21 protein-coding genes are annotated in these 17680 nt (G+C 75.2%); 9 read left to right on the top strand and 12 right to left on the bottom strand.

Going from position 1 to position 17680, the window contains the following annotated elements:
- The first annotated feature begins 251 nt into the window (after positions 1–251).
- Together ACFY00_RS03040 and ACFY00_RS03035 are read left to right on the top strand one after the other, a co-directional pair.
- On the top strand, positions 252–1271 hold the full coding sequence (locus ACFY00_RS03040) for a phosphotransferase family protein (RefSeq protein WP_388026544.1): 1020 nt from the start codon (positions 252–254) through the stop codon (positions 1269–1271).
- A 4-nt stretch (positions 1272–1275) separates the two neighbouring features.
- Positions 1276–2487 carry an acyl-CoA dehydrogenase family protein gene (locus tag ACFY00_RS03035; RefSeq protein WP_388026543.1) on the top strand — a complete coding sequence of 404 codons (1212 nt, stop codon included), beginning with the start codon at positions 1276–1278 and terminating at the stop codon, positions 2485–2487.
- 40 nt (positions 2488–2527) lie between these two features.
- On the opposite strand, the gene ACFY00_RS03030 is transcribed toward ACFY00_RS03035, so the two are convergent.
- The 3 genes from ACFY00_RS03030 to ACFY00_RS03020 are packed head-to-tail and all read right to left on the bottom strand — an operon-like array spanning position 2528 to position 5033.
- Positions 2528–3484 carry an NADPH:quinone oxidoreductase family protein gene (locus ACFY00_RS03030; protein ID WP_388026541.1) on the bottom strand — a complete coding sequence of 319 codons (957 nt, stop codon included), beginning with the start codon at positions 3482–3484 and terminating at the stop codon, positions 2528–2530.
- On the bottom strand, positions 3481–4281 hold the full coding sequence (locus tag ACFY00_RS03025; protein WP_388026539.1) for an SDR family oxidoreductase: 801 nt from the start codon (positions 4279–4281) through the stop codon (positions 3481–3483). The genes ACFY00_RS03030 and ACFY00_RS03025 overlap by 4 nt, the downstream gene beginning before the upstream one ends.
- Complete coding sequence (locus ACFY00_RS03020) at positions 4278–5033, bottom strand: SDR family oxidoreductase (protein ID WP_388026537.1); 756 nt, start codon at positions 5031–5033, stop codon at positions 4278–4280. The genes ACFY00_RS03025 and ACFY00_RS03020 overlap by 4 nt, the downstream gene beginning before the upstream one ends.
- Positions 5034–5157: 124 nt before the next feature.
- Between ACFY00_RS03020 and ACFY00_RS03015 the strand changes: the two genes are divergently transcribed.
- Both ACFY00_RS03015 and ACFY00_RS03010 read left to right on the top strand, forming a co-directional pair.
- The gene (locus ACFY00_RS03015) at positions 5158–5784 is read left to right on the top strand and encodes a TetR/AcrR family transcriptional regulator (RefSeq protein WP_388026535.1); all 627 of its coding nucleotides are present in this window, start codon (positions 5158–5160) and stop codon (positions 5782–5784) included.
- 126 nt (positions 5785–5910) lie between these two features.
- The gene (locus ACFY00_RS03010; RefSeq protein WP_388026533.1) at positions 5911–6501 is read left to right on the top strand and encodes a DUF2470 domain-containing protein; all 591 of its coding nucleotides are present in this window, start codon (positions 5911–5913) and stop codon (positions 6499–6501) included.
- Between the two features lie 193 nt (positions 6502–6694).
- Here the strand turns inward: ACFY00_RS03010 and ACFY00_RS03005 are convergent, their stop codons facing one another.
- Positions 6695–7480 carry a VOC family protein gene (locus ACFY00_RS03005; RefSeq protein ID WP_388026531.1) on the bottom strand — a complete coding sequence of 262 codons (786 nt, stop codon included), beginning with the start codon at positions 7478–7480 and terminating at the stop codon, positions 6695–6697.
- 213 nt (positions 7481–7693) lie between these two features.
- Here ACFY00_RS03005 and ACFY00_RS03000 point away from each other — a divergent pair, with 213 nt between their 5' ends.
- On the top strand, positions 7694–8899 hold the full coding sequence (locus ACFY00_RS03000; protein ID WP_388026530.1) for an NAD(P)/FAD-dependent oxidoreductase: 1206 nt from the start codon (positions 7694–7696) through the stop codon (positions 8897–8899).
- A 36-nt stretch (positions 8900–8935) separates the two neighbouring features.
- Here ACFY00_RS03000 and ACFY00_RS02995 read toward each other — a convergent pair whose 3' ends face one another.
- From ACFY00_RS02995 to ACFY00_RS02975, 5 genes are all read right to left on the bottom strand, one after another.
- Entirely contained in the window at positions 8936–9226 is a 291-nt protein-coding gene (locus ACFY00_RS02995) for a DUF1876 domain-containing protein (RefSeq protein WP_388026594.1), read from the bottom strand.
- Positions 9227–9324: 98 nt separating this feature from the next.
- Positions 9325–9519: a hypothetical protein gene (locus ACFY00_RS02990; RefSeq protein ID WP_388026529.1), complete on the bottom strand. Its 195-nt coding sequence runs from the start codon at positions 9517–9519 to the stop codon at positions 9325–9327.
- Positions 9520–9573: 54 nt separating this feature from the next.
- Entirely contained in the window at positions 9574–10302 is a 729-nt protein-coding gene (locus ACFY00_RS02985) for an anti-sigma factor family protein (protein ID WP_388026527.1), read from the bottom strand.
- Positions 10299–10865 (bottom strand): sigma-70 family RNA polymerase sigma factor, encoded by a 567-nt coding sequence (locus ACFY00_RS02980; RefSeq protein WP_388026525.1) that lies wholly within the window; start codon positions 10863–10865, stop codon positions 10299–10301. Before ACFY00_RS02980 ends, ACFY00_RS02985 begins: the two co-directional genes overlap by 4 nt.
- A gap of 202 nt (positions 10866–11067) precedes the next feature.
- Positions 11068–11631, bottom strand: coding sequence for a hypothetical protein (locus ACFY00_RS02975; RefSeq protein ID WP_388026523.1), 564 nt, complete (start codon positions 11629–11631; stop codon positions 11068–11070).
- Positions 11632–11804: 173 nt separating this feature from the next.
- Here ACFY00_RS02975 and trxA point away from each other — a divergent pair, with 173 nt between their 5' ends.
- Positions 11805–12194, top strand: a complete 390-nt coding sequence (gene trxA / locus ACFY00_RS02970; RefSeq protein WP_285736312.1) for a thioredoxin — start codon at positions 11805–11807, stop codon at positions 12192–12194.
- Between the two features lie 91 nt (positions 12195–12285).
- Here trxA and ACFY00_RS02965 read toward each other — a convergent pair whose 3' ends face one another.
- The gene (locus ACFY00_RS02965) at positions 12286–13407 is read right to left on the bottom strand and encodes a Fic family protein (protein WP_388026521.1); all 1122 of its coding nucleotides are present in this window, start codon (positions 13405–13407) and stop codon (positions 12286–12288) included.
- Between the two features lie 280 nt (positions 13408–13687).
- Here ACFY00_RS02965 and ACFY00_RS02960 point away from each other — a divergent pair, with 280 nt between their 5' ends.
- Positions 13688–14794: a WD40/YVTN/BNR-like repeat-containing protein gene (locus ACFY00_RS02960; protein WP_388026519.1), complete on the top strand. Its 1107-nt coding sequence runs from the start codon at positions 13688–13690 to the stop codon at positions 14792–14794.
- Positions 14795–14815: 21 nt separating this feature from the next.
- Here ACFY00_RS02960 and ACFY00_RS02955 read toward each other — a convergent pair whose 3' ends face one another.
- Positions 14816–15280, bottom strand: a complete 465-nt coding sequence (locus tag ACFY00_RS02955) for a MarR family winged helix-turn-helix transcriptional regulator (protein WP_388026517.1) — start codon at positions 15278–15280, stop codon at positions 14816–14818.
- Between the two features lie 115 nt (positions 15281–15395).
- Between ACFY00_RS02955 and ACFY00_RS02950 the strand changes: the two genes are divergently transcribed.
- Positions 15396–16178, top strand: a complete 783-nt coding sequence (locus ACFY00_RS02950; RefSeq protein ID WP_388026515.1) for a dioxygenase — start codon at positions 15396–15398, stop codon at positions 16176–16178.
- A 388-nt stretch (positions 16179–16566) separates the two neighbouring features.
- On the top strand, positions 16567–16968 hold the full coding sequence (locus ACFY00_RS02945; protein ID WP_388026514.1) for a hypothetical protein: 402 nt from the start codon (positions 16567–16569) through the stop codon (positions 16966–16968).
- Positions 16969–17021: 53 nt separating this feature from the next.
- Here ACFY00_RS02945 and ACFY00_RS02940 read toward each other — a convergent pair whose 3' ends face one another.
- Complete coding sequence (locus tag ACFY00_RS02940) at positions 17022–17663, bottom strand: NAD(P)-dependent oxidoreductase (protein ID WP_388026512.1); 642 nt, start codon at positions 17661–17663, stop codon at positions 17022–17024.
- Positions 17664–17680: the final 17 nt, after the last annotated feature.

The raw sequence follows: 17680 nt of genomic DNA, 5'->3' as shown, positions 1-17680 counted from the left end.
TGGCACCACCCCCGATCCGGCAGCCGCCCCGGAACTGCAGCCGACCCCACGATCGAGCGATGCCGAACCATTAAAAACAGGACTTAACGCCCTCTGAACGGACGCCGGACCTACCGCCGCACCGGACGCCGAACCGCCCGCCCGCCCGGGACGCCGTTCCGGGCGGGCGGCGCTCGTTGACAAGTCTTCCCGTCGGGCCGATCCTAAGCAAGCGCTTAGTCAGCACGCCCCGACCCCTGCGAGGTGCCCCGATGACCACCGCCGCTCCGCCCGGACTGGACCTGGAGAGGCTGCGCGCCCACCTGGACGCCGCCCTGCCGACCCCCGTCGCGGGGCCGCTGACGGCCCGGTTGTTCGAGGGCGGCCGGTCGAACCTGACCTACCTGGTCGAGGACGGCGCCGCCCGCTGGGTGCTGCGCCGCCCGCCGCTCGGGCACGTGCTGGCCACCGCGCACGACATGGGCCGCGAGTACCGGGTGCTGGGCGCCCTGGTGGGCACCGCCGTGCCGGTGCCGCGGCCGGTGCTGCTGGTCGAGGACACCGAGGTGATCGGCGCGCCGTTCTACCTGATGGAGCACGTCCAGGGCACCGCCCACCGGGACCCGAAGGCGCTGGCCGCGCTCGGCGCGGAGCGGGTGCACGCCCTGGGCGGGCGCCTGGTGGAGACCCTGGTCGCCCTGCACGCCCTGGACCCGGACGCGGTCGGCCTCGCCGGCTTCGGCCGCCCCGAGGGCTTCCTGGAGCGCCAACTTCGCCGCTGGGCCAAGCAGTTGGACGCCTCGCGGAGCCGCGAGGTGCCGGGCGCGGACGACCTGCGCCGCCGCCTCGCCGACACCCTGCCGTCCTCCCCCGCGCCCGCCCTGGTGCACGGCGACTACCGGCTGGACAACGTCCTGGTCGACGCCGAGGACCGGATCACCGCCGTCCTGGACTGGGAGATGTCCACCGTCGGCGACCCGCTCACCGACCTGGGCCTGCTGGTGATGTACACCGAACTCGCCCGCCGCTTCGACGGGTTGCTCCCCGGCGCCGCCCTCGCCCCCGGCTTCCCGTCCTCCGCCGAACTCGTCCGCCACTACGCGCAGGCCTCCGGCCGGGACGTCTCCGGCCTCGGCTGGTACGTCGCCTTCGCCTCCTTCAAGCTCGCGGTCGTGCTGGAGGGCATCCACTACCGCTACACCCGGGGCGGCACCGTCGGCCCGGGCTTCGACCGGGTGGGCGAACTCGTGCCGCTGTTCGTCGAGTTCGGCACCGAATCGCTGGAGGGCTGACCCCATGGACTTCGCCCACGACGCCCGGACCACCGAGCTGATCGCCGAACTCACCTCCTTCATGGACGAGTTCGTCCACCCCGCCGAACCGGTGCTGGCCGACCAGCTCGCCGACCCGGACCGCGAACCCTGGTCGATCCCGCCGGTGGTCGGCGAGTTGCGGGCCGCGGCGAAGGCCCGCGGCCTGTGGAACCTGTTCCTGCCGGGCAAGCTCGGCGCCGGACTGACCAACCTCCAGTACGCCCCGCTGGCCGAACTCACCGGCCGCTCCATCCTGTTGGCGCCGCCCGCGCTCAACTGCGCGGCGCCCGACACCGGGAACATGGAGCTGCTGGCCCAGTTCGGCACCCCGGCCCAGCGCGAACGCTGGCTGCGGCCGCTGCTCGACGGCGAGATCCGCTCCGCCTTCGCGATGACCGAACCGGACGTCGCCTCCTCGGACGCCAGCAACATCACCACCCGGATCGAGCGCGACGGCGACGAGTACGTCGTCAACGGCCGCAAGTGGTACATCACCGGCGCGATGAACCCCGACTGCAAGATCCTCATCGTGATGGGCAAGACCGACCCCGCCGCCGAGACCCACCGCCAGCAGTCGATGGTCCTCGTCCCGCGCGACACCCCGGGCGTCCGGGTGCTGCGCGGCATGCAGGTCTTCGGCTACCCGGACGAGGACCACGGCGGCCACGCCGAGATCCTCTTCGAGGACGTCCGCGTCCCCGTCGCGAACCTGATCGGCGAGGAGGGCGGCGGCTTCGCCATCGCCCAGGCCCGCCTCGGCCCCGGGCGCATCCACCACTGCATGCGCGCCCTCGGCATCGCCGAACGCGCCCTCGAGCTGACCTGCCGCCGGGTCAACTCCCGGGTGGCGTTCGGCCGTCCGCTCGCCGACCAGGGCGTCGTGCAGGACTGGATCGCCGAGGCACGGGTCCGGATCGAGCAGGCCCGCCTGCTCGTCCTGAAGACCGCCTGGCTGATGGACACCGTCGGCAACCGCGGCGCCCACACCGAGATCCAGGCGATCAAGATCGCCGTCCCGTCCACCGTCGAGTGGATCCTCGACAAGGCCGTCCAGGCCCACGGCGCCGCGGGCGTCAGCCAGGACACCCCCCTCGCCCAACTCTGGGCCGGGAACCGCACCCTGCGCCTCGCCGACGGCCCCGACGAGGTCCACAAGCGCTCGCTCGCCCGCCGCGAGCTGCGCAAGTACCGCTGAGGGCGGTGGGGGCGGGGGACGCGGCCCCCGCCCCCACCGGTCAGGGAACGATCGCGAGGCGGCCGGTGGTGGTCCCGGCGGCCAGGTCGTGGACGGCGGTGGCCGCCGCCTCCAGGGGGAGGCGGGCGGAGACCAGGGGGCGGGGGGCGAGGGCGGTGAGGGCCGCGTGGCAGGCCCGGACGGCGGCGGGGTCGCGGGTGACGTAGAGGCCCCAGTGCAGGCCGAGCAGCGAGTAGTTCTTCACCAGCGCGTGGCCCAGCGGCGGGGCGGGGATCTCCCCGGAGGCGAAGCCGACCACCACGATCCGGCCCTCGAAGGCGACGCACTTGGTGGAGCCGGTGTAGGCGGGGCCGCCGACCGGGTCGAAGACCACGTCGGCGCCGCGGCCGCCGGTGGCCTCCTTGACGGCGGCGACGAAGTCCCCGGCGCGCCGGTCGACCACCAGGTCCGCGCCCAACTCGGCCGCGACGGCGGCCTTCTCGGGACCGCCGACCACGGCGATGACGAACGCGCCCGCCGCCTTGCCGAGTTGGACGGCGGCGCTGCCGACGCCCCCGGCCGCGGCGTGCACCAGCAGGGTCTCGCCGGGGGCGAGGCGGGCGCGCCGGTGCAGGGCGAACCAGGCCGTCTGGTAGGCGATGTGGAAGCCGGCTGCCTCGGCGTCGTCCAGGTAACCGGGGGCGGGCAGCGCGGTGGCGTCGCTCATCAGGGCGTGCTCGGCGAACGCCCCGGCGGGCAACTCCGCTGCACCGATGAGGCGTTGACCGGCGCGCGGCCCCTCGACGACCTCGCCGCACAGCTCCACGCCGGGCGTGAACGGCAGCGGCGGGCGGACCTGGTACTGCCCGGCGGCCATCAGCGCGTCGGGGAAGTTGACGGCCGCCGCCCGCACCCGGACCAGGAGTTGGCCCGGTCCGGGGACGGGGAGGTCGGCGTCCTCGACGAGTTCCATCACGTCCAGGGGCGCGCCGGTTCGGGTGATCCGCCAGGCTCTCATCGGGTCTCGATCTCCTGCTGGAGGCGGTTCATGCCGCGCAGCCAGCGGTCGGGGGTGGTGGCGCGGGCCGCGTACTGCCCGGCGGTCTCGGGGTGCGGGAGGATCAGGAACTCGTCGGCGGCCATCCCGCGCAGGGCGGCGGCCGCGGCCGCGGCGGGCTCGATCGCGGTGGGGGCGAGCAGCACGTCCCCGTGGACGCCGGTGCCGTCGAGCATCCGGGTCCGCACGCCCTGCGGGCACAGCGCGTGCACCTTCAGGCCGCGGTGCCGGTAGGTGGCGGCGAGCCACTCGGCGTACGCGAGGGCGCCGTGCTTGGTGACGGCGTACGGGGCGGAGCCGAGCATGGTGAGCAGCCCGGCGGCGGAGACGGTGGCCAGGTAGCGGCCGGTGCCGCGCTCCAGCCAGTCGGGCAGCAGCAGGCGGCTGGCCCGGACGTGGGCGAGCACGTTGACCTGCCAGGCCAGTTCCCAGGCCTCGGGCGCGGCGTCGGGGCCGCCGGTGGTGGCGACGCCCGCGTTGGCGCAGTAGAGGTCGATCGCGCCGAGGTGGTCGCGGGCGGCGTCGATCAGGGCGGCCACGCCGTCCTCGCCCGCGGCGTCGCCGGGGACGGCGTGCCCGCCGGTCTCGGCGGCGACGGCGCGGGCCGCGTCGGCGTCGAGGTCGTTGACCACCACCCGGGCCCCGGCGGCGGCCAGCGCGCGGGCGAGGGCGGCGCCGATGCCGCGCCCGGCGCCGGTGACCACGGCGCCGACCCCGGCGAAGTCCGCCCCCGCGGAGTCGGCGCGGGAGTCGCTCACAGCCCGCCGCCGAGGGTGACGCCGCCGTCGACGACCAGGGTCTGGCCGGTGATCCAGGCGGCGTCCTCGGAGAGCAGGAAGGCGACGGCCCCGGCGACGTCCTCGGGCAGGCCGAGGCGGCCGAGGGGGTAGGCGCGGGCGACCTTCTCCTCGCGGCCCTCGTAGAGGGCCTCGGCGAACTTGGTCTTGACCACGGCGGGGGCGACGGCGTTGACCCGGACGCCGGGGCCGAGTTCGGAGGCGAGTTCCGTGGTGAGGCGGATCAGCGCGGCCTTGGAGACGCCGTACATGCCGATCCCGTTGGAGGCGCGGATGCCCGCGATGGAGGCGACGTTGACCACGGCGCCGCCGTGCTCGCCCATCCAGGCGGCGTGGGCGCGGCGGGTCCAGGCCAGCGGGGCGAGCACGTTGACGGCGAGGATCTTGGCGGCGGCGGCCGGGTCGGTGTCCAGGACCGGGCCGTAGACGGGGTTGATGCCGGTGTTGTTGACCAGCAGGTCGAGGCGGCCGTAGGCGTCCATGACGCGGGCCACGGTCTCCTCCTGGTGCGCGGCGTCGTCGGACTTCCCGGCGACGGCGATCGCGTGCTCCGGCCCGCCCAGCTCCTTCGCGGCCTGCTCCAGGGTCTCCGCGGTGCGGGCGGTGAGGCAGACCCTCGCCCCGCGCCGGACCAGCTCCCGGGCGATGCCGAACCCGATGCCCCGGCTCGCGCCGGTGACCACGGCCACCTTGCCCTCGAACGACACTGCCATCCTCGTACCTCGCACCTCTCCGAGCGGATGTGACTAAGCGCTTGCTTAGCATCTTGGCGGCGGGCGACACTGTCAACAGCCCGACCCGCCGGGGCGGGCCGGAGCCGTCTGGGAGGATTGCCCCATGACCGACCCAGCGACCGCCGACCTCTGGCCCGGGGAGCGCACCGAGGCCGCCCGGCGGCTGCTGCTGGCCGCCGTGGACTCCTTCGCCCGCCGCGGCTACCACGCCACCACCACCCGGGACATCGCCACCGCCGCCGGGATGAGCCCGGCCGCCCTGTACATCCACTACCCGTCGAAGGCGGCGCTGCTGGCCGAGATCTCCCGCACCGGCCACCGGGCCACGCTGGAGCTGGTCGAGCGCGCCGAGGCCGCCGGGGCGGACCCGGTGGAGCGGATGCGCGCCCTCGCGGAGTCCTTCACCACCTGGCACGCCCGCGGCCACACCGTCGGCCGGATCGTCAACCACGAGCTGCACGCCCTGCCCGAGGAGGACTTCGCGGCCGTCGCCGAGCTGCGGATCCGGATCGAGGAGACGGTGCTGCGGATCATCGCGGACGGGGTCGCCCAAGGCCTGTTCCACGTCCCCGACCAGCGCACCGCGGCCCGCGCCGTCACCTCGCTCGGCATCGACGTCTCGCGCTGGTACACCGAGCGCAGCAGCGAGACCCCGGAGGAACTGGGGCGCCGGTACGGGCAGTTGGTGCTGCGGATGCTGGGCGCCCCGGCCGGGCGGGTCGGCGACTGACCGCACCGGACGCTGGACGCCGGCCCCCTTCATGGTTAGGTTAGCCTCACCTAATCAGAAGGAGGCTCCCCGTGCTGCCCCGGCCTGCCCCCGCAGGTCGCCTGCGCGCTGCGGCCCGACGGCTCGGTGGCGGTCCTGGTCGGCCGCGAGTCGGCCCTGCACCGGATCACCGCCCTCGCCCGCACCCCGTTCACCGCCGAACTCGACTGCGTGGACGTCGCCCCCGTCGCCGTCCCCCACCGCGTCCGCGGCCGCCTCCTGGTCCGCGGCCTGCTCACCCCCTCCCCCGGCGAGAGCGCCGCCGCGCTGTTCCCCCGGCACGGCCACGCCGGGAGCGCGCTGCTCCGGCTGGCCCCCGAGCACCTGGCGCTGGACGACCTGTGGGGCTCCGAGTGCTGCGTCGACCCCGACGAGACGGCCGCCGCGGCCCCCGACCCGGTCGCCGCCGAGGAGGCCGGCCTGCTCCAGCACCTGGCCGCCGCCCACGCCGACCAGCTCCTGCTCCTGGGCGCGAGGGCCCTGGACCACCACCGCCCCACCGCCGACCACCTGCACGCGGTCCGCCCGGTCGCCCTCGACCGCCGCGGCCTGCGGGTGCGCCTGCTCCTCGGCGAAGGCACCCTGGACGCCCGCTTCGACTTCCATCGCCCGGTCGACCACCCCGACGACCTCCCCGAGGCGATGCACCGGCTGTTCGCCCCCACGCTCACCCCCTGACCCGGGAGGCCGGGCCGAACGGCGAGGCGCGCCATCAGGGGCCCGGGGAACGGCGGGCTCGGGGCTGCTCACGGTTCACTGCCGGTGCGTGTCGTTGCTTCGGGTTCTGTTCAGGCGGCCCGAAGCAGCAGGGACACATCGTTGGGCTCCGGCCGCCAGCAGCACGGACCCGCCGTTCCCCGAGCCCCTGAGCTCAGCGCACCGGGCTCAGGACCGAGAAGCGTCCGCCCTCCGCGTCCGCGAGGCGGGCCACCCGGCCGTACGGGGAGTCGGCGGGGCCGTCGAGGACGCGGCCGCCGAGGGCGGCGGCGTGCCGGGCGGCGGCGTCGGTGTCGGGGACGGAGAAGAACACCTCCCAGTGCGGGGAGAGGTCCTTCGCGGCGCGCAGCGCGGCCACGCTGTGGTCCTCGGAGCGCAGCACGACCCGCTCGTGCTCGTAGCGGACCTCGAACCGGGCCGGGTCGCGGTCGTCCCAGCGGAACACCTCGCCGTAGAAGAGGGCGGCGGCGAACGGGTCGGCGGTGCGCAGTTCGATCCAGGCGGGGGCGCCGGGCTCGGTGCTCCAGGGGGCGTCGCCGGGCCGGGGGTCGGCGAGGTCGCCCTCCCAGATGCCGAAGGTCGCGCCGAAGGGGTCGGCGGCCAGCGCGACCCGGCCGGCGTCGAAGGAGAGCGGGCCGACGGCGAGGGTGCCGCCGCGTTCGCGGACGCCGTCGGCGGCGCGGTCGGCGCTCTCGATGCCGAAGTAGGTGGTCCAGGCGACGGGGCGTTCCCAGTCGGTGCCGAGTTCGCTCAGCCCGGCGACCTCGACGCCGTCGACGACCGCGCGCAGGTACGGGCCCCAGCGGTCCGGCCCGGGGATGAACTCCCAGCCCAGCAGCGGCCCGTAGAAGCCCTGCGCGGCCGAGAGGTCGCGCGCTGTCAGGCCGACCCAGCACGGCACCGCGGGCACGCAGCGCACCGTGGCCGTTCGCTCCACCATCCCGGGGGCTCCCTTCGACGCTCCGCCGACCGGAAGGGCCGGACCCGCCCAGCCTAGGCAGAAAGCACCGCCGGGGGGTGGTGCGCCTCGCGGGCGAATCCGGTCCGGGGCGGTTCGCGGACCGGCGCGGGTCCCCCGGTCGGACGTGTGGCGGTGCCAAGGTCGGGCAGGACGGCGTACAAGGGGACGCCGCTGTGGGAAGGACGTGTGGAGATGGACACCGGGATCGTGATCGTCGGGGCGGGCCTGGCCGGGGCGAAGGCCGCCGAGGCGCTGCGCGCGGAGGGTTACCGGGGGCCGGTCACCCTGGTCGGCGACGAGGCCGAGCGGCCGTACGAGCGGCCCCCGCTGTCCAAGGGGTACCTGCTGGGCAAGGAGGAGAAGGAGAAGGTCTACGTCCACCCGGCCGACTGGTACGCGCAGCACGAGGTGACGCTGCGGCTGGGCACCGCGGCCACCGCGATCGACCCGGCCGGGCACACCGTCACGCTGGAGGGAGGCGAGCGGCTGCCGTTCTCGAAGCTGCTGCTGGCGACCGGTTCGGCGCCGCGCACGCTGCCGGTGCCGGGCGGGGACGGCGACTTCGTGCGGACGCTGCGGCGGCTCGGCGACAGCGAGCAGTTGCGGGCCGCGTTCCGCCCGGGCGCCCGGGTGGTGATCGTCGGCGCGGGCTGGATCGGCCTGGAGGCGGCGGCCGCGGCCCGCACCGCGGGGGCGGAGGTGACGGTGCTGGAGGCGGCCGAGCTGCCGCTGCTGCGGGTGCTGGGCCGGGAGGTGGCCCGGGTCTTCGCGGACCTGCACCGGGCGCACGGCGTCGACCTGCGCCTCGAGGTGGAGGTCGAGGAGCTGCGGGCGGACGGCGTGCGGCTGGGCGACGGCAGCACCGTCCCGGCGGACGTGCTGCTGGTCGGCGTCGGCATCGCGCCGAACACGGCGCTGGCCGAGCACGCGGGCCTGACGGTCGACAACGGCGTGCGCACCGACCAGCACCTGGCCACCTCGCACCCCGACGTGTTCGCGGCGGGCGACGTGGCGAACGCCTTCCACCCGCTGTTCGGCAAGCCGATCCGGGTCGAGCACTGGGCGAACGCGCTCAACCAGCCCGCGGTGGCGGCCGCCTCGATGCTCGGCAAGGCCGCCGTGTACGACCGCGTCCCGTACTTCTTCACCGACCAGTACGACCTGGGCATGGAGTACACCGGCTACGCGGAGCCCGGCGGCTACGACCGGGTGGTGTTCCGGGGCGACGTCGCCGGGCGGGAGTTCCTCGCGTTCTGGCTCTCCGGCGGGAAGGTGCTGGCCGGGATGAACGTCAACGTCTGGGACGTCACCGATCCGATCCGCGAGCTGGTCCGCTCCGGGCGCGCGGTGGACCCGGAGCGGTTGGCCGACCCGGCGGTGCCGCTGGACGAGCTCTGACGGCCGGGGCGGGCCCCGACGGCCGTCGCGGGGCGGTCAGGTCACGTCGTCGCGCCACATCAGCGGGGCCATCGGGTCCCCGGTGGGGCGGGTCGTCTCGTCGTGGGCCTTGGTGAGCAGCTGCATGGCGAGGTCGTTGAGGGCGCGGGCCCCGGCGACCTCCTCGCCGACCCGCAGCTGCGGGCTGTCGCCGTGGTGCCGGGTCGCGCCGCCGTGGCCGCGCAGTTCCGTGCCGTCGGCGAGGCGGACCAGCGCGGCGGCCCTGGTGCGGTCGCCGTCCTCCTGGAACTCCATCTCGACGTGCCATCCGACCAGCGTCCTCGTCATCGTCATGGCCGCCACCTCCCGGGTGCGTGCAGGGTGTCGGGACCGGTCCGGTCCTTCCAGGGTGCGACGCCCGGGCCGGGGCGGCCAGGCGGGGCCGGTCAGCAGCGGTTGAAGCCGGTCCGTTCCACGTCGATCGGCGCCTCGCCGACGCGCTCCTCGGGGGTGTCCGGCCCGTCGCACGCCTCGCGGCCGGTCCCGGTGTGCACCACGCGCACCGGGTGGTGGGGGTCGTCCTCGTGGACGACCTGCTGCGGGCGGCCGCAGCGCGGGCAGAGCAGGGGCATCTGGTTCATCGGCGCTGTCCACGCGCCCCGCGACGGGCAGCGCCCCGGGCCCGCGTGGCCTCCTCACTGCTTCCAGTGTGCCGCGTCCGCCGCGGGGACGGGGACGGTGACCAGCACCGACGTCCCGGAGCGGACCTCGAAGCGGGCGATCGCCGCCGGGGGCAGCCCGCTGCCGCCCTCGGTGCGCAGCCCGGTGGTGGCGCCGTAGCCGGTCGGCGGGACGGCCCAGGTCGCGACGGTCTGCCGGGTGCCGTCGGTGCCGACGGCCACCAGTTCGCAGGTCTGCGGGCCCGGGACGCGGCCCAGGTCGAGGGTGATCCGGCTGCCCCAGGCGACGGGGTCGACGCCGACCGTGGCGGACACCCCGGTGGCCGGGTCGGTGGCGCTGAACCGCTGCGCGACGGAGGCGACCTGGCTGCCCTGCAGGACCGCCCAGGTGACCGCGGGGCCGCCCAGCGCGAGGATCGCCGCGACGGCCGCCAGCACCAGCCGCCGCACCCGGGCCCGCCGCCGCTCGGCGGCCACCCGGCCGAGCAGCCGCTGCTCGCCCGCGGGCTCCGCGGGTTCCGGGGCTTCCGGGAGCGCGTCCGCGGCGAGTTCGGCGAGCAGCGCGGTGGTCGGGGCGAGTTCGGCGGCCTCGGCGGCGCAGCGCGGGCAGTGCGCGAGGTGCGCGGCGAAGCGGGCGGCCCGGTCGGGTTCGAGCACGCCGAGCAGGTGCGCGCCGAGGTCCGCGTGCGGGTCCTCGTACGGCTCCTCGTACGGTTGCTCGTGCCGGTTCTCGGGGGTGGTCATGGGGTCGCGCCCCGTTCCTCCAGGGCGAGCCGCAGGGCCCGCAGGGCGTAGTGCAGCCGGGACCGGACGGTGCCGGGCGGGACGCCGAGGACGGCGGCGGCCTCGGTCGCGGTGCGGCCGCGCAGGTAGGTCTCGGTGATCGCGGCGCGGTGTGCGGCGGACAGCGAGCCGAGCGCGTCGGTGAGCGTCATCAGCCGTAGCGCGCGGTCGAGTTCGTCCTCGGCGGCGGCCGCGTCCGGGCGCCGGTCGAGTGCGCTCTCGGGCACCTCGCGGGGGCGGGCGCGGGCGCTGCGGCGGCCGTCGATGACGATCCGGCGGGCGACGGTGGCCAGCCAGGGGCGCAGGCTGCCGCTCCCCGGGTCGAGCCGGTCGAGGTGCCGCCAGGCCCGCACCAGGGTCTCCTGGACGACGTCCTCGGCCCGCTGCCGGTCGCCGCCGACCAGGTGCAGCACCATGCCGTACAGCGGCCCGGCGTGCTCCCGGTACAGCGTGCGCATCAGCCGGTCCTCGGCGGCGGGGGTCGCGGTGCGGCGGGGACCGGTGGGGGGCGCGGGGTCGGCCACGGCGCCATCCTCGCGCGCCGGGCGCGGGGCGGCGATCGGGCACGGCGGACGCGGCGGGCGGGGGGCGCGGGGCGGGCGCGGGCCCTCAAGTCCGGTGCGGCCGGTGTCGATAACCGTGACGGGGGTGCGGCCCGGGCGCCCGCGCCGCACCCCCTTCCCCGCTCCGCCGTCCACGCCCCGGCCCGTCCGCCGTGCCCGCCGCTCAGTAACCGCCGCCGGACGGCGTGCCGGGCGTGCCGCCGTTGACCGGCATCGCCTTGCCGCCGCTCGGGGTGGCCGCGAACCAGGTGCCGTCCACGCCCTGGCCCTTGGTGTCGCCGGGCTTGCTGTCGGGCGCGTAGCGGTACAACGGCCAGCCGTCGAGGGTGAGTTGGTGGCTTCCGTCGGGGCGGGTGACGGTGGAGACCAGCTTGCCGTCGATGCCCTTCAGGTCGGCGCTGCCGCTGCCGTTCGCGAGTTCGGGCGGCCACAAGGTGGCGCAGGCGTCGGTGCAGTGCGAGGCCGAGGGGTGGTTGGTGTCCTGGTCGAAGCGGTACAGGGTGTGGCCCTGGCCGTCGGTGACCAGGGTGCCGAGGGTCGCGTCGTGCGCGGTCATCAGGGTGCCCTGGCTCTGCCCCGGGTTGCCGGTGTGGCCCGCCGAGGTGCTGCCGCCGCCGCTGCCGCCGCCGCTCCCGCAGCCGGCGACCAGGGCCGCGGAGGCGAGGGCCCCGGCGGCGAACAGGGTGAGGCGGCGGCCGCGGGGGGCCGTCCGGCCGGTGGTGGTCATCGGAGTGCTCCCGTCCGGGAGGGTGCCGTCCGGCCCGGTCGGGCCGGTTCGTCCGGGGGTACGTACGGCGGGCCCCGGGTGTTCACCGCCCGCGCCGCCGGAATAGTTCCGCAGGTGGCGGGGTTGTGCCGGGCGAAGGGCCCGACCGGCGGGGCCGGAGCTGCGAGAGGCAGGTGGCGATGATGAGCACGGTGGAATTGACCAAGGACAACTTCGACGAGGTGGTCCAGGGCGAGGACGGCAAGGCGTTCGTCCTGATCGACTTCTGGGCGGCCTGGTGCGGCCCCTGCCGCCAGTTCGCACCGGTCTTCGAGCGGGCGTCCGACAAGCACCCGGACATCACCTTCGCGAAGGTCGACACCGAGGCCCAGCAGGAGCTCGCCGCGGCGTTCGACATCCGGTCGATTCCGACCCTGGCGATCATCCGCGAGGGCGTCCTGGTCTTCGCCCAGCCCGGCGCGCTCCCCGAAGCGACCCTGGAGGACCTGATCGGCCAGGCCCGGAAGCTCGACATGGCCGAGGTCCACGCGGGCGTGGCCGCCCAGAAGGCCGCCCAGAACTGACCCACCCTCGCCCCCACGGCGGGGCCGCCCGGAGCACCACTCCCCCGGGCGGCCCCGCCGTTCCGCTGCCCGGCGCACCGGTTCGACGGGATCAGTTCTCCTGGTACGGCTCACGCAACGGTCGAGGTCGGCGTGCTCCGCCGACGATCTCCTCGGGCAGGTCGGCACCCGCCGTGTAGTAGCGCCCCTGGGCCTCGCCCTTGGCGGCGAGCCAACCGGCCCGGACGAGCTCCCGGATGTCGCGCTGGGCCTGCTGCTCGCTCAGGTCGGCATCGGCCTGGTAAGTGGCGCGACGGACCCGGTTGCCCATGGCCGCCGGATAGAGGGCGTAGAGAACGCGGTCGGGCCAGCCGTGCTGCTCGACGGCCTCGTCCAGGGCGGTCCAGACTTCCCGGGTGGTCTCCACCTGGCGCTGGACGGCTTGGGCCTGCTGGTGGTGGGCGCGCAGGCAGAAGCGGATCCAGGCCAGGGTGTCGCGCTCCGGAGTCCACACCGGCCCGCCGACCTCGGCGAGGACGTCGTAGTAGCGGTAGGTGTTGCGGGCGCGGCCGAGCCACTCCTCGATGCTGGAGAACTCCGGTGCCACGACGCCCTCCCGGGCCAGCACGAGGGTGTGCAGGGCGCGGGACATCCGGCCGTTGCCGTCCGCCCAGGGGTGGATCGCGACCAGGTTGAGGTGGGCCATCGAGGCCCGGACCAGTCCGGGTGCGTCGAGGTCGCCGCCGTTGAGCCAGTCGACCAGTTCCGCGGTGAGCCCGGGAACCGAGTCCGCGTCGGGCGCGGTGTAGGCGGCGATGGTGGGGTCCTCCGCCGAGGTGACGTACACCGCACCGGTGCGCCACCAGCCCGGACGCTTGAGCAGGTGGTGACCCTGCATCATGAAGTGCAGGGCGTTCAGCAGTTCCTTGCTGAAGGAGAAGTCGTCCCCCGCTTCCGCCAGGCGCTGGATGTAGGTCATCGCCTGCCGGTAGCCCTCGATCTCGACGGCGACGGTGTCGTTCGCCTCGATCGGCGCCTCTCCGAGCATGATGTCCTCGACGTCCGAGACGCTCGCCGCATAGCCCTCGATGGTGTTCGATCCGGCGATGGCGCGGGCGGTGAGGTTCCGCCGCAGTTGGCCCTCCCAGCGACGTGGCGTGCGCAGGTGCAGGCGCAGCCGATCCCGCATGTCGTCGATCTCCGCGAGCACGGCTTCGTCAATGTCGTGGAGCACGGGCGTCCTGTACAACATGAGGGAATGACACCATGACGGTGTTACCGCGTCAACAGAGGCCGTCGTGCGATGGCTACGCGGAGGGCGCCGCCCTGGCGGAGGAGGCCTGCGCCTTGGACAGCGGGTTGGCCGCGGGCGGTGCCCGCGCTCGTCCGCTGAGCCGGACCGGGGTGGGCGCCGGCATTTCCCGTCCGTGCGGCGCGCTGGCGTGCGGCTGTCAGTGGCCCGGAGCACACTGCTGCGGGACCGAGCACGACCGAGTCTCCGGATGGGTTCGACGATGAACGACGCACGTGACGCCCGTGGGTTCCTGCTGGCCGTCGGCACGAAGAAGGGCCTGTTCCTGGGCCGCAGTTCGGACCGCGAGAAGTGGGAGTTCAGCGGTCCGCACTTCCCGATGAACGGGGTCTACGCGGTCGGCATCGACCGCCGCGGCGGCCGCACCCGGCTGCTGGTCGGGGCCGACAGCAGCCACTGGGGGCCCTCGGTGTGGTGGTCGGACGACCTGGGCGGGAGCTGGCAGGAGCCCGCCCAGCCCGCCGTCCGGTTCCCGGAGCGGACGGGCGCCTCGCTGGAGCGGGTGTGGCAGTTGCAGCCCGCCGGGGACGAGGCCCCCGGCGTGGTGTACGCGGGCACCGAGCCCGCCGCGCTGTTCCGCTCCACCGACGGCGGCGAGAGCTTCACCATGGTCGACGCGCTGTGGGACCACCCGCAGCGCGAGCAGTGGGGCGCGGGCTACGGCGGCCAGGGCATGCACACGGTCCTCACCGACCCGCGCGACCCGGACGCGCTGCTGGTCGCGGTCTCCTCCGGCGGCGCGTACCGGACCGCCGACGGCGGGTTGAGCTGGCGGCCGTCCAACCTGGGCGTGCGGGCCGACTTCCTGCCCGACCGCTTCCCCGAGTTCGGCCAGTGCGTGCACAAGATCGCCCGCGACGCGGGGGACCCCGACCGCCTGTACCTGCAGAACCACGGCGGGGTCTACCGCAGCGACGACGCCGGGCGGACGTGGAAGTCGATCGCCGGGGACCTGCCCGCCGACTTCGGCTTCGGTGTCGCCGCGCACCCGCACACCTCCGGCACCGCGTACCTGTTCCCGCTGGAGGCCGACTACGCCCGGCTGCCCGTCGACCGCCGCTGCCGGGTCTTCCGCACCACCGACGCGGGCGAGACCTGGCAGCCGCTGGACACCGGCCTGCCCACCGGGGAGCACTACGGCGTGGTGCTGCGCGACGCCCTGTGCACCGACGACGCCGACCCGGCGGGCGTCTACTTCGGCAACCGCAACGGCGAGGTCTACGGCTCCCCGGACGGCGGCGAGCACTGGTCCCTGCTCACCTCCCACCTGCCGGACGTGCTGTGCGTGCGGGCGGCGGCGCTCGGGTAGGCCCCGGGGGGCCGGGGGCGCTCAGGAGTCGGCGGCGCGCAGGCGGTCGCTGACGGCACCGAGGCTCTCGGCGAGGGCGGTGAGCTGGGCCGGGGTGAGGACGTCGATCAGCGCCTCGCGGACGGCGGCGACGTGGCCCGGGGCGGCGGCGCGCAACGTCTCCCGGCCCTGGTCGGTGATCTCGGCGAAGACGCCGCGGACGTCGCTGGGACAGGAGCGGCGGGCCACCAGGCCCGCCTTCTCCAGTTGGGTGACCTGGTAGGTGAGGCCGCTCTTGGAGGTGACCAGGCGGTCGGCCAGGTCGGTCATCCGCAGCGAGCCGTCGGGGACGGCGGAGAGCTGCACCAGGATCTCGTACTGGGTGTGGGAGAGCCCCGCGTCCTCCTTGAGCTGGCGTTCGAGGCGGCGGGCGACCAGGTTGGTGGCGGCGACGAACCCCCGCCAGGCGGCCATCTCGGTCTCGTCGAGCCAGCGGGGATCGTCCATGCCCCGCACTCTACTCCGGTTGTTCAAATTCGAACTCGGGTGTACCTTCGACACCGTAAGGTTCAAATTTGAACTAACGGTTTGGGCCAAAGGCCGGCAGCAGGAGGACGGACCCATGAGCACCCCCACCACCGAGCGCATGCCCGCTCTCTACCTCTCGCACGGCGCTCCCCCGCTCGCCGACGACCCGGTCTGGCCCGGCCAGCTCGCCGCCTGGTCCGCGGAGCTGCCCCGCCCCAAGGCGATCCTGATGGTCTCCGCGCACTGGGAGGAGGCCCCGCTGGCGATCGGCGCGGTCGACACCGTGCCGCTGGTGTACGACTTCTGGGGCTTCCCCGAGCACTACTACCAGGTCCGCTACGCCGCCCCCGGCGCGCCCGAACTCGCCGCCTCCGTCCGCAAGTTGCTCAACGCCCCGGGCACCCCCGTGCAGGACGTGCCGGACCGCGGGCTGGACCACGGCGCGTACGTGCCGCTGGTCGAGATGTACCCCGACGCGGACGTTCCCGTGCTGCAGGTCTCGCTGCCCACCCTGGACCCGCAGAAGCTGATGGAGATCGGCCGCAGGCTCGCCCCGCTGCGCGACGAGGGCGTCCTGATCGTCGGCTCCGGCTTCTTCACCCACAACCTGCGCGCCCTCTCCCCCGACGGCCGGGTCACCTCCGTGATGGCCGAGTTCGACGACTGGGGCCGCCGCGCCCTGGAGGCCCGCGACCTCGACGCCCTGCTCGACTTCGAGCACAAGGCCCCCGCCGGGCGCCTCGCCCACCCCCGCACCGAGCACTTCGCCCCGCTCTTCGTCACCCTCGGCGCGGGCGAGGCCGACCTCGGCAGGCAGCGCAGCGTCATCGACGGCTTCTGGATGGGCCTGGCCAAGCGCTCCGTCCAGCTCGGCTGACGACGGGGGACGCGCCCGCGCCCGTGCTCACGGGGACCGTCCTTACACGTTCCTTCTCCGCCGTTCGACAGAATGCGCCGGGGCGGTCCGCGTGACGGAGGAGGAGCGGGAAGAGATGGCGCAGACGACGAGGACGGGCCGCCCGTTCCGGGCCAGGTACTGCCTGGCGGCGCGGGCGGCTGTCTGCTGTTCGTGGCCCTGCCCGCCGCCCTCCTGCTCGGCGCCTTCCAGTACGCCGTCCTGCAGGACGCCCGCGGGCAGGACGGCCCACGGCGCAGCCCCTGCGAGGGGGGCCCCGCCCACGGCGGGCTGGGCGGACCGCAACCTCCCCGACCGGCAGCGCGTCTGACCGGGGGACGGACGTCGAGCCGGACGGGACGGGTGGGAGATGGACGAGGACCGGGTGCGCTGGTGGTCCCGGGTGCGGTACAGCCTGCTGACGACCGGCGTCGGCTGGGCCTGCAGCCTCGGGGCGCTCACGGCCATGTCGGCGTTCCAGGCCGAGCTGGGCCGACACTGCTTCGGCACCCTCCGGATCGCCGGGTACGCGCCGCTGCTCGCCGCCACCGGCCTGCTGGCGGGCGCCGCCGCGTTCGGCTGGGGCGCCTGGCAGCTCGGCTCCGCCCTGTTCCGCCGACCGGAACGGGGAGGGGGCCGGGAACGGGCCGGGAACGTCGTGCTGGCCGTCGTGGTGCCACTGTCCGTGCTCGGCCTGCTGGGGCAGGCGGTCGTGCTGTACGGGGCCGACAGGTACCGCGCGCCGCACTCGACGTGGTGCCCCAAGGGCTGACCGCTGCGGAACGGGGTTCAGGGCGGGGGCCTGAGCGGGGTTCAGGGCGGGGTTCAGTAGGCGCAGGTGAAGCGTTCGCCGTGGTGGGCGGGCTGCTCCAACTCGTCGACCAGGGCCACCGCGAGGTCCGCCAGCGAGAGGGTGGACAGGCCGTCCGGGGTGGTCACCAGGTCGTCGGCGGCGGAACGGTAGGCCCCGGTGCGCTCGCCCGGGAGCAGGTGCTGCGGCGGGCTGAGCACCGTCCAGTCGAGGTCGCGGACCGTGCGCAGGTAGTCCAGGGCCCGGCCGTGCGCACGCATCAGCTCGAACTGGCGGGGCGTCACCGAGGGGTCGTCCCACAGCGGGGTGCCGGCGGCGGTGAGGAGACTGCCGGCGCTGCCGACCACCAGCAGGCGCGGTGCGGCGTCCGCGAGCCGCCGCAACCCCGCGACCAGCGCGTGCGCGGCGGGCTCCACCAGCCGCCCCCGCCCCGGGCCGTCCCCACCGCCCACCGCGCTCACCACCGCCTCCTGCCCCTCCGCGACCCGCGCCACGTCCTCCGGGTCCAGCACGTCACCGCGCTCCACGCTGATCGCCACCCCCTGGTACTGCTCCGGCCGCCGCACCACCGCCGTCACCCGGTGCCCCCGCGCCAACGCCTCGGTCACCACGCACCGGCCGATCGCGCCGTTCGCCCCGATCACCGCGACCTGCATGCCACCAGCCCCGCTCT

It is taken from the genome of Kitasatospora sp. NPDC001540 (assembly GCF_042894345.1).
GTDB classification, from domain to species: Bacteria; Actinomycetota; Actinomycetes; order Streptomycetales; family Streptomycetaceae; genus Kitasatospora; species Kitasatospora phosalacinea_C.
The sequence above is the reverse complement of the archived record's forward strand: the minus strand, read 5'-3'. Positions and strand labels throughout refer to the sequence as shown.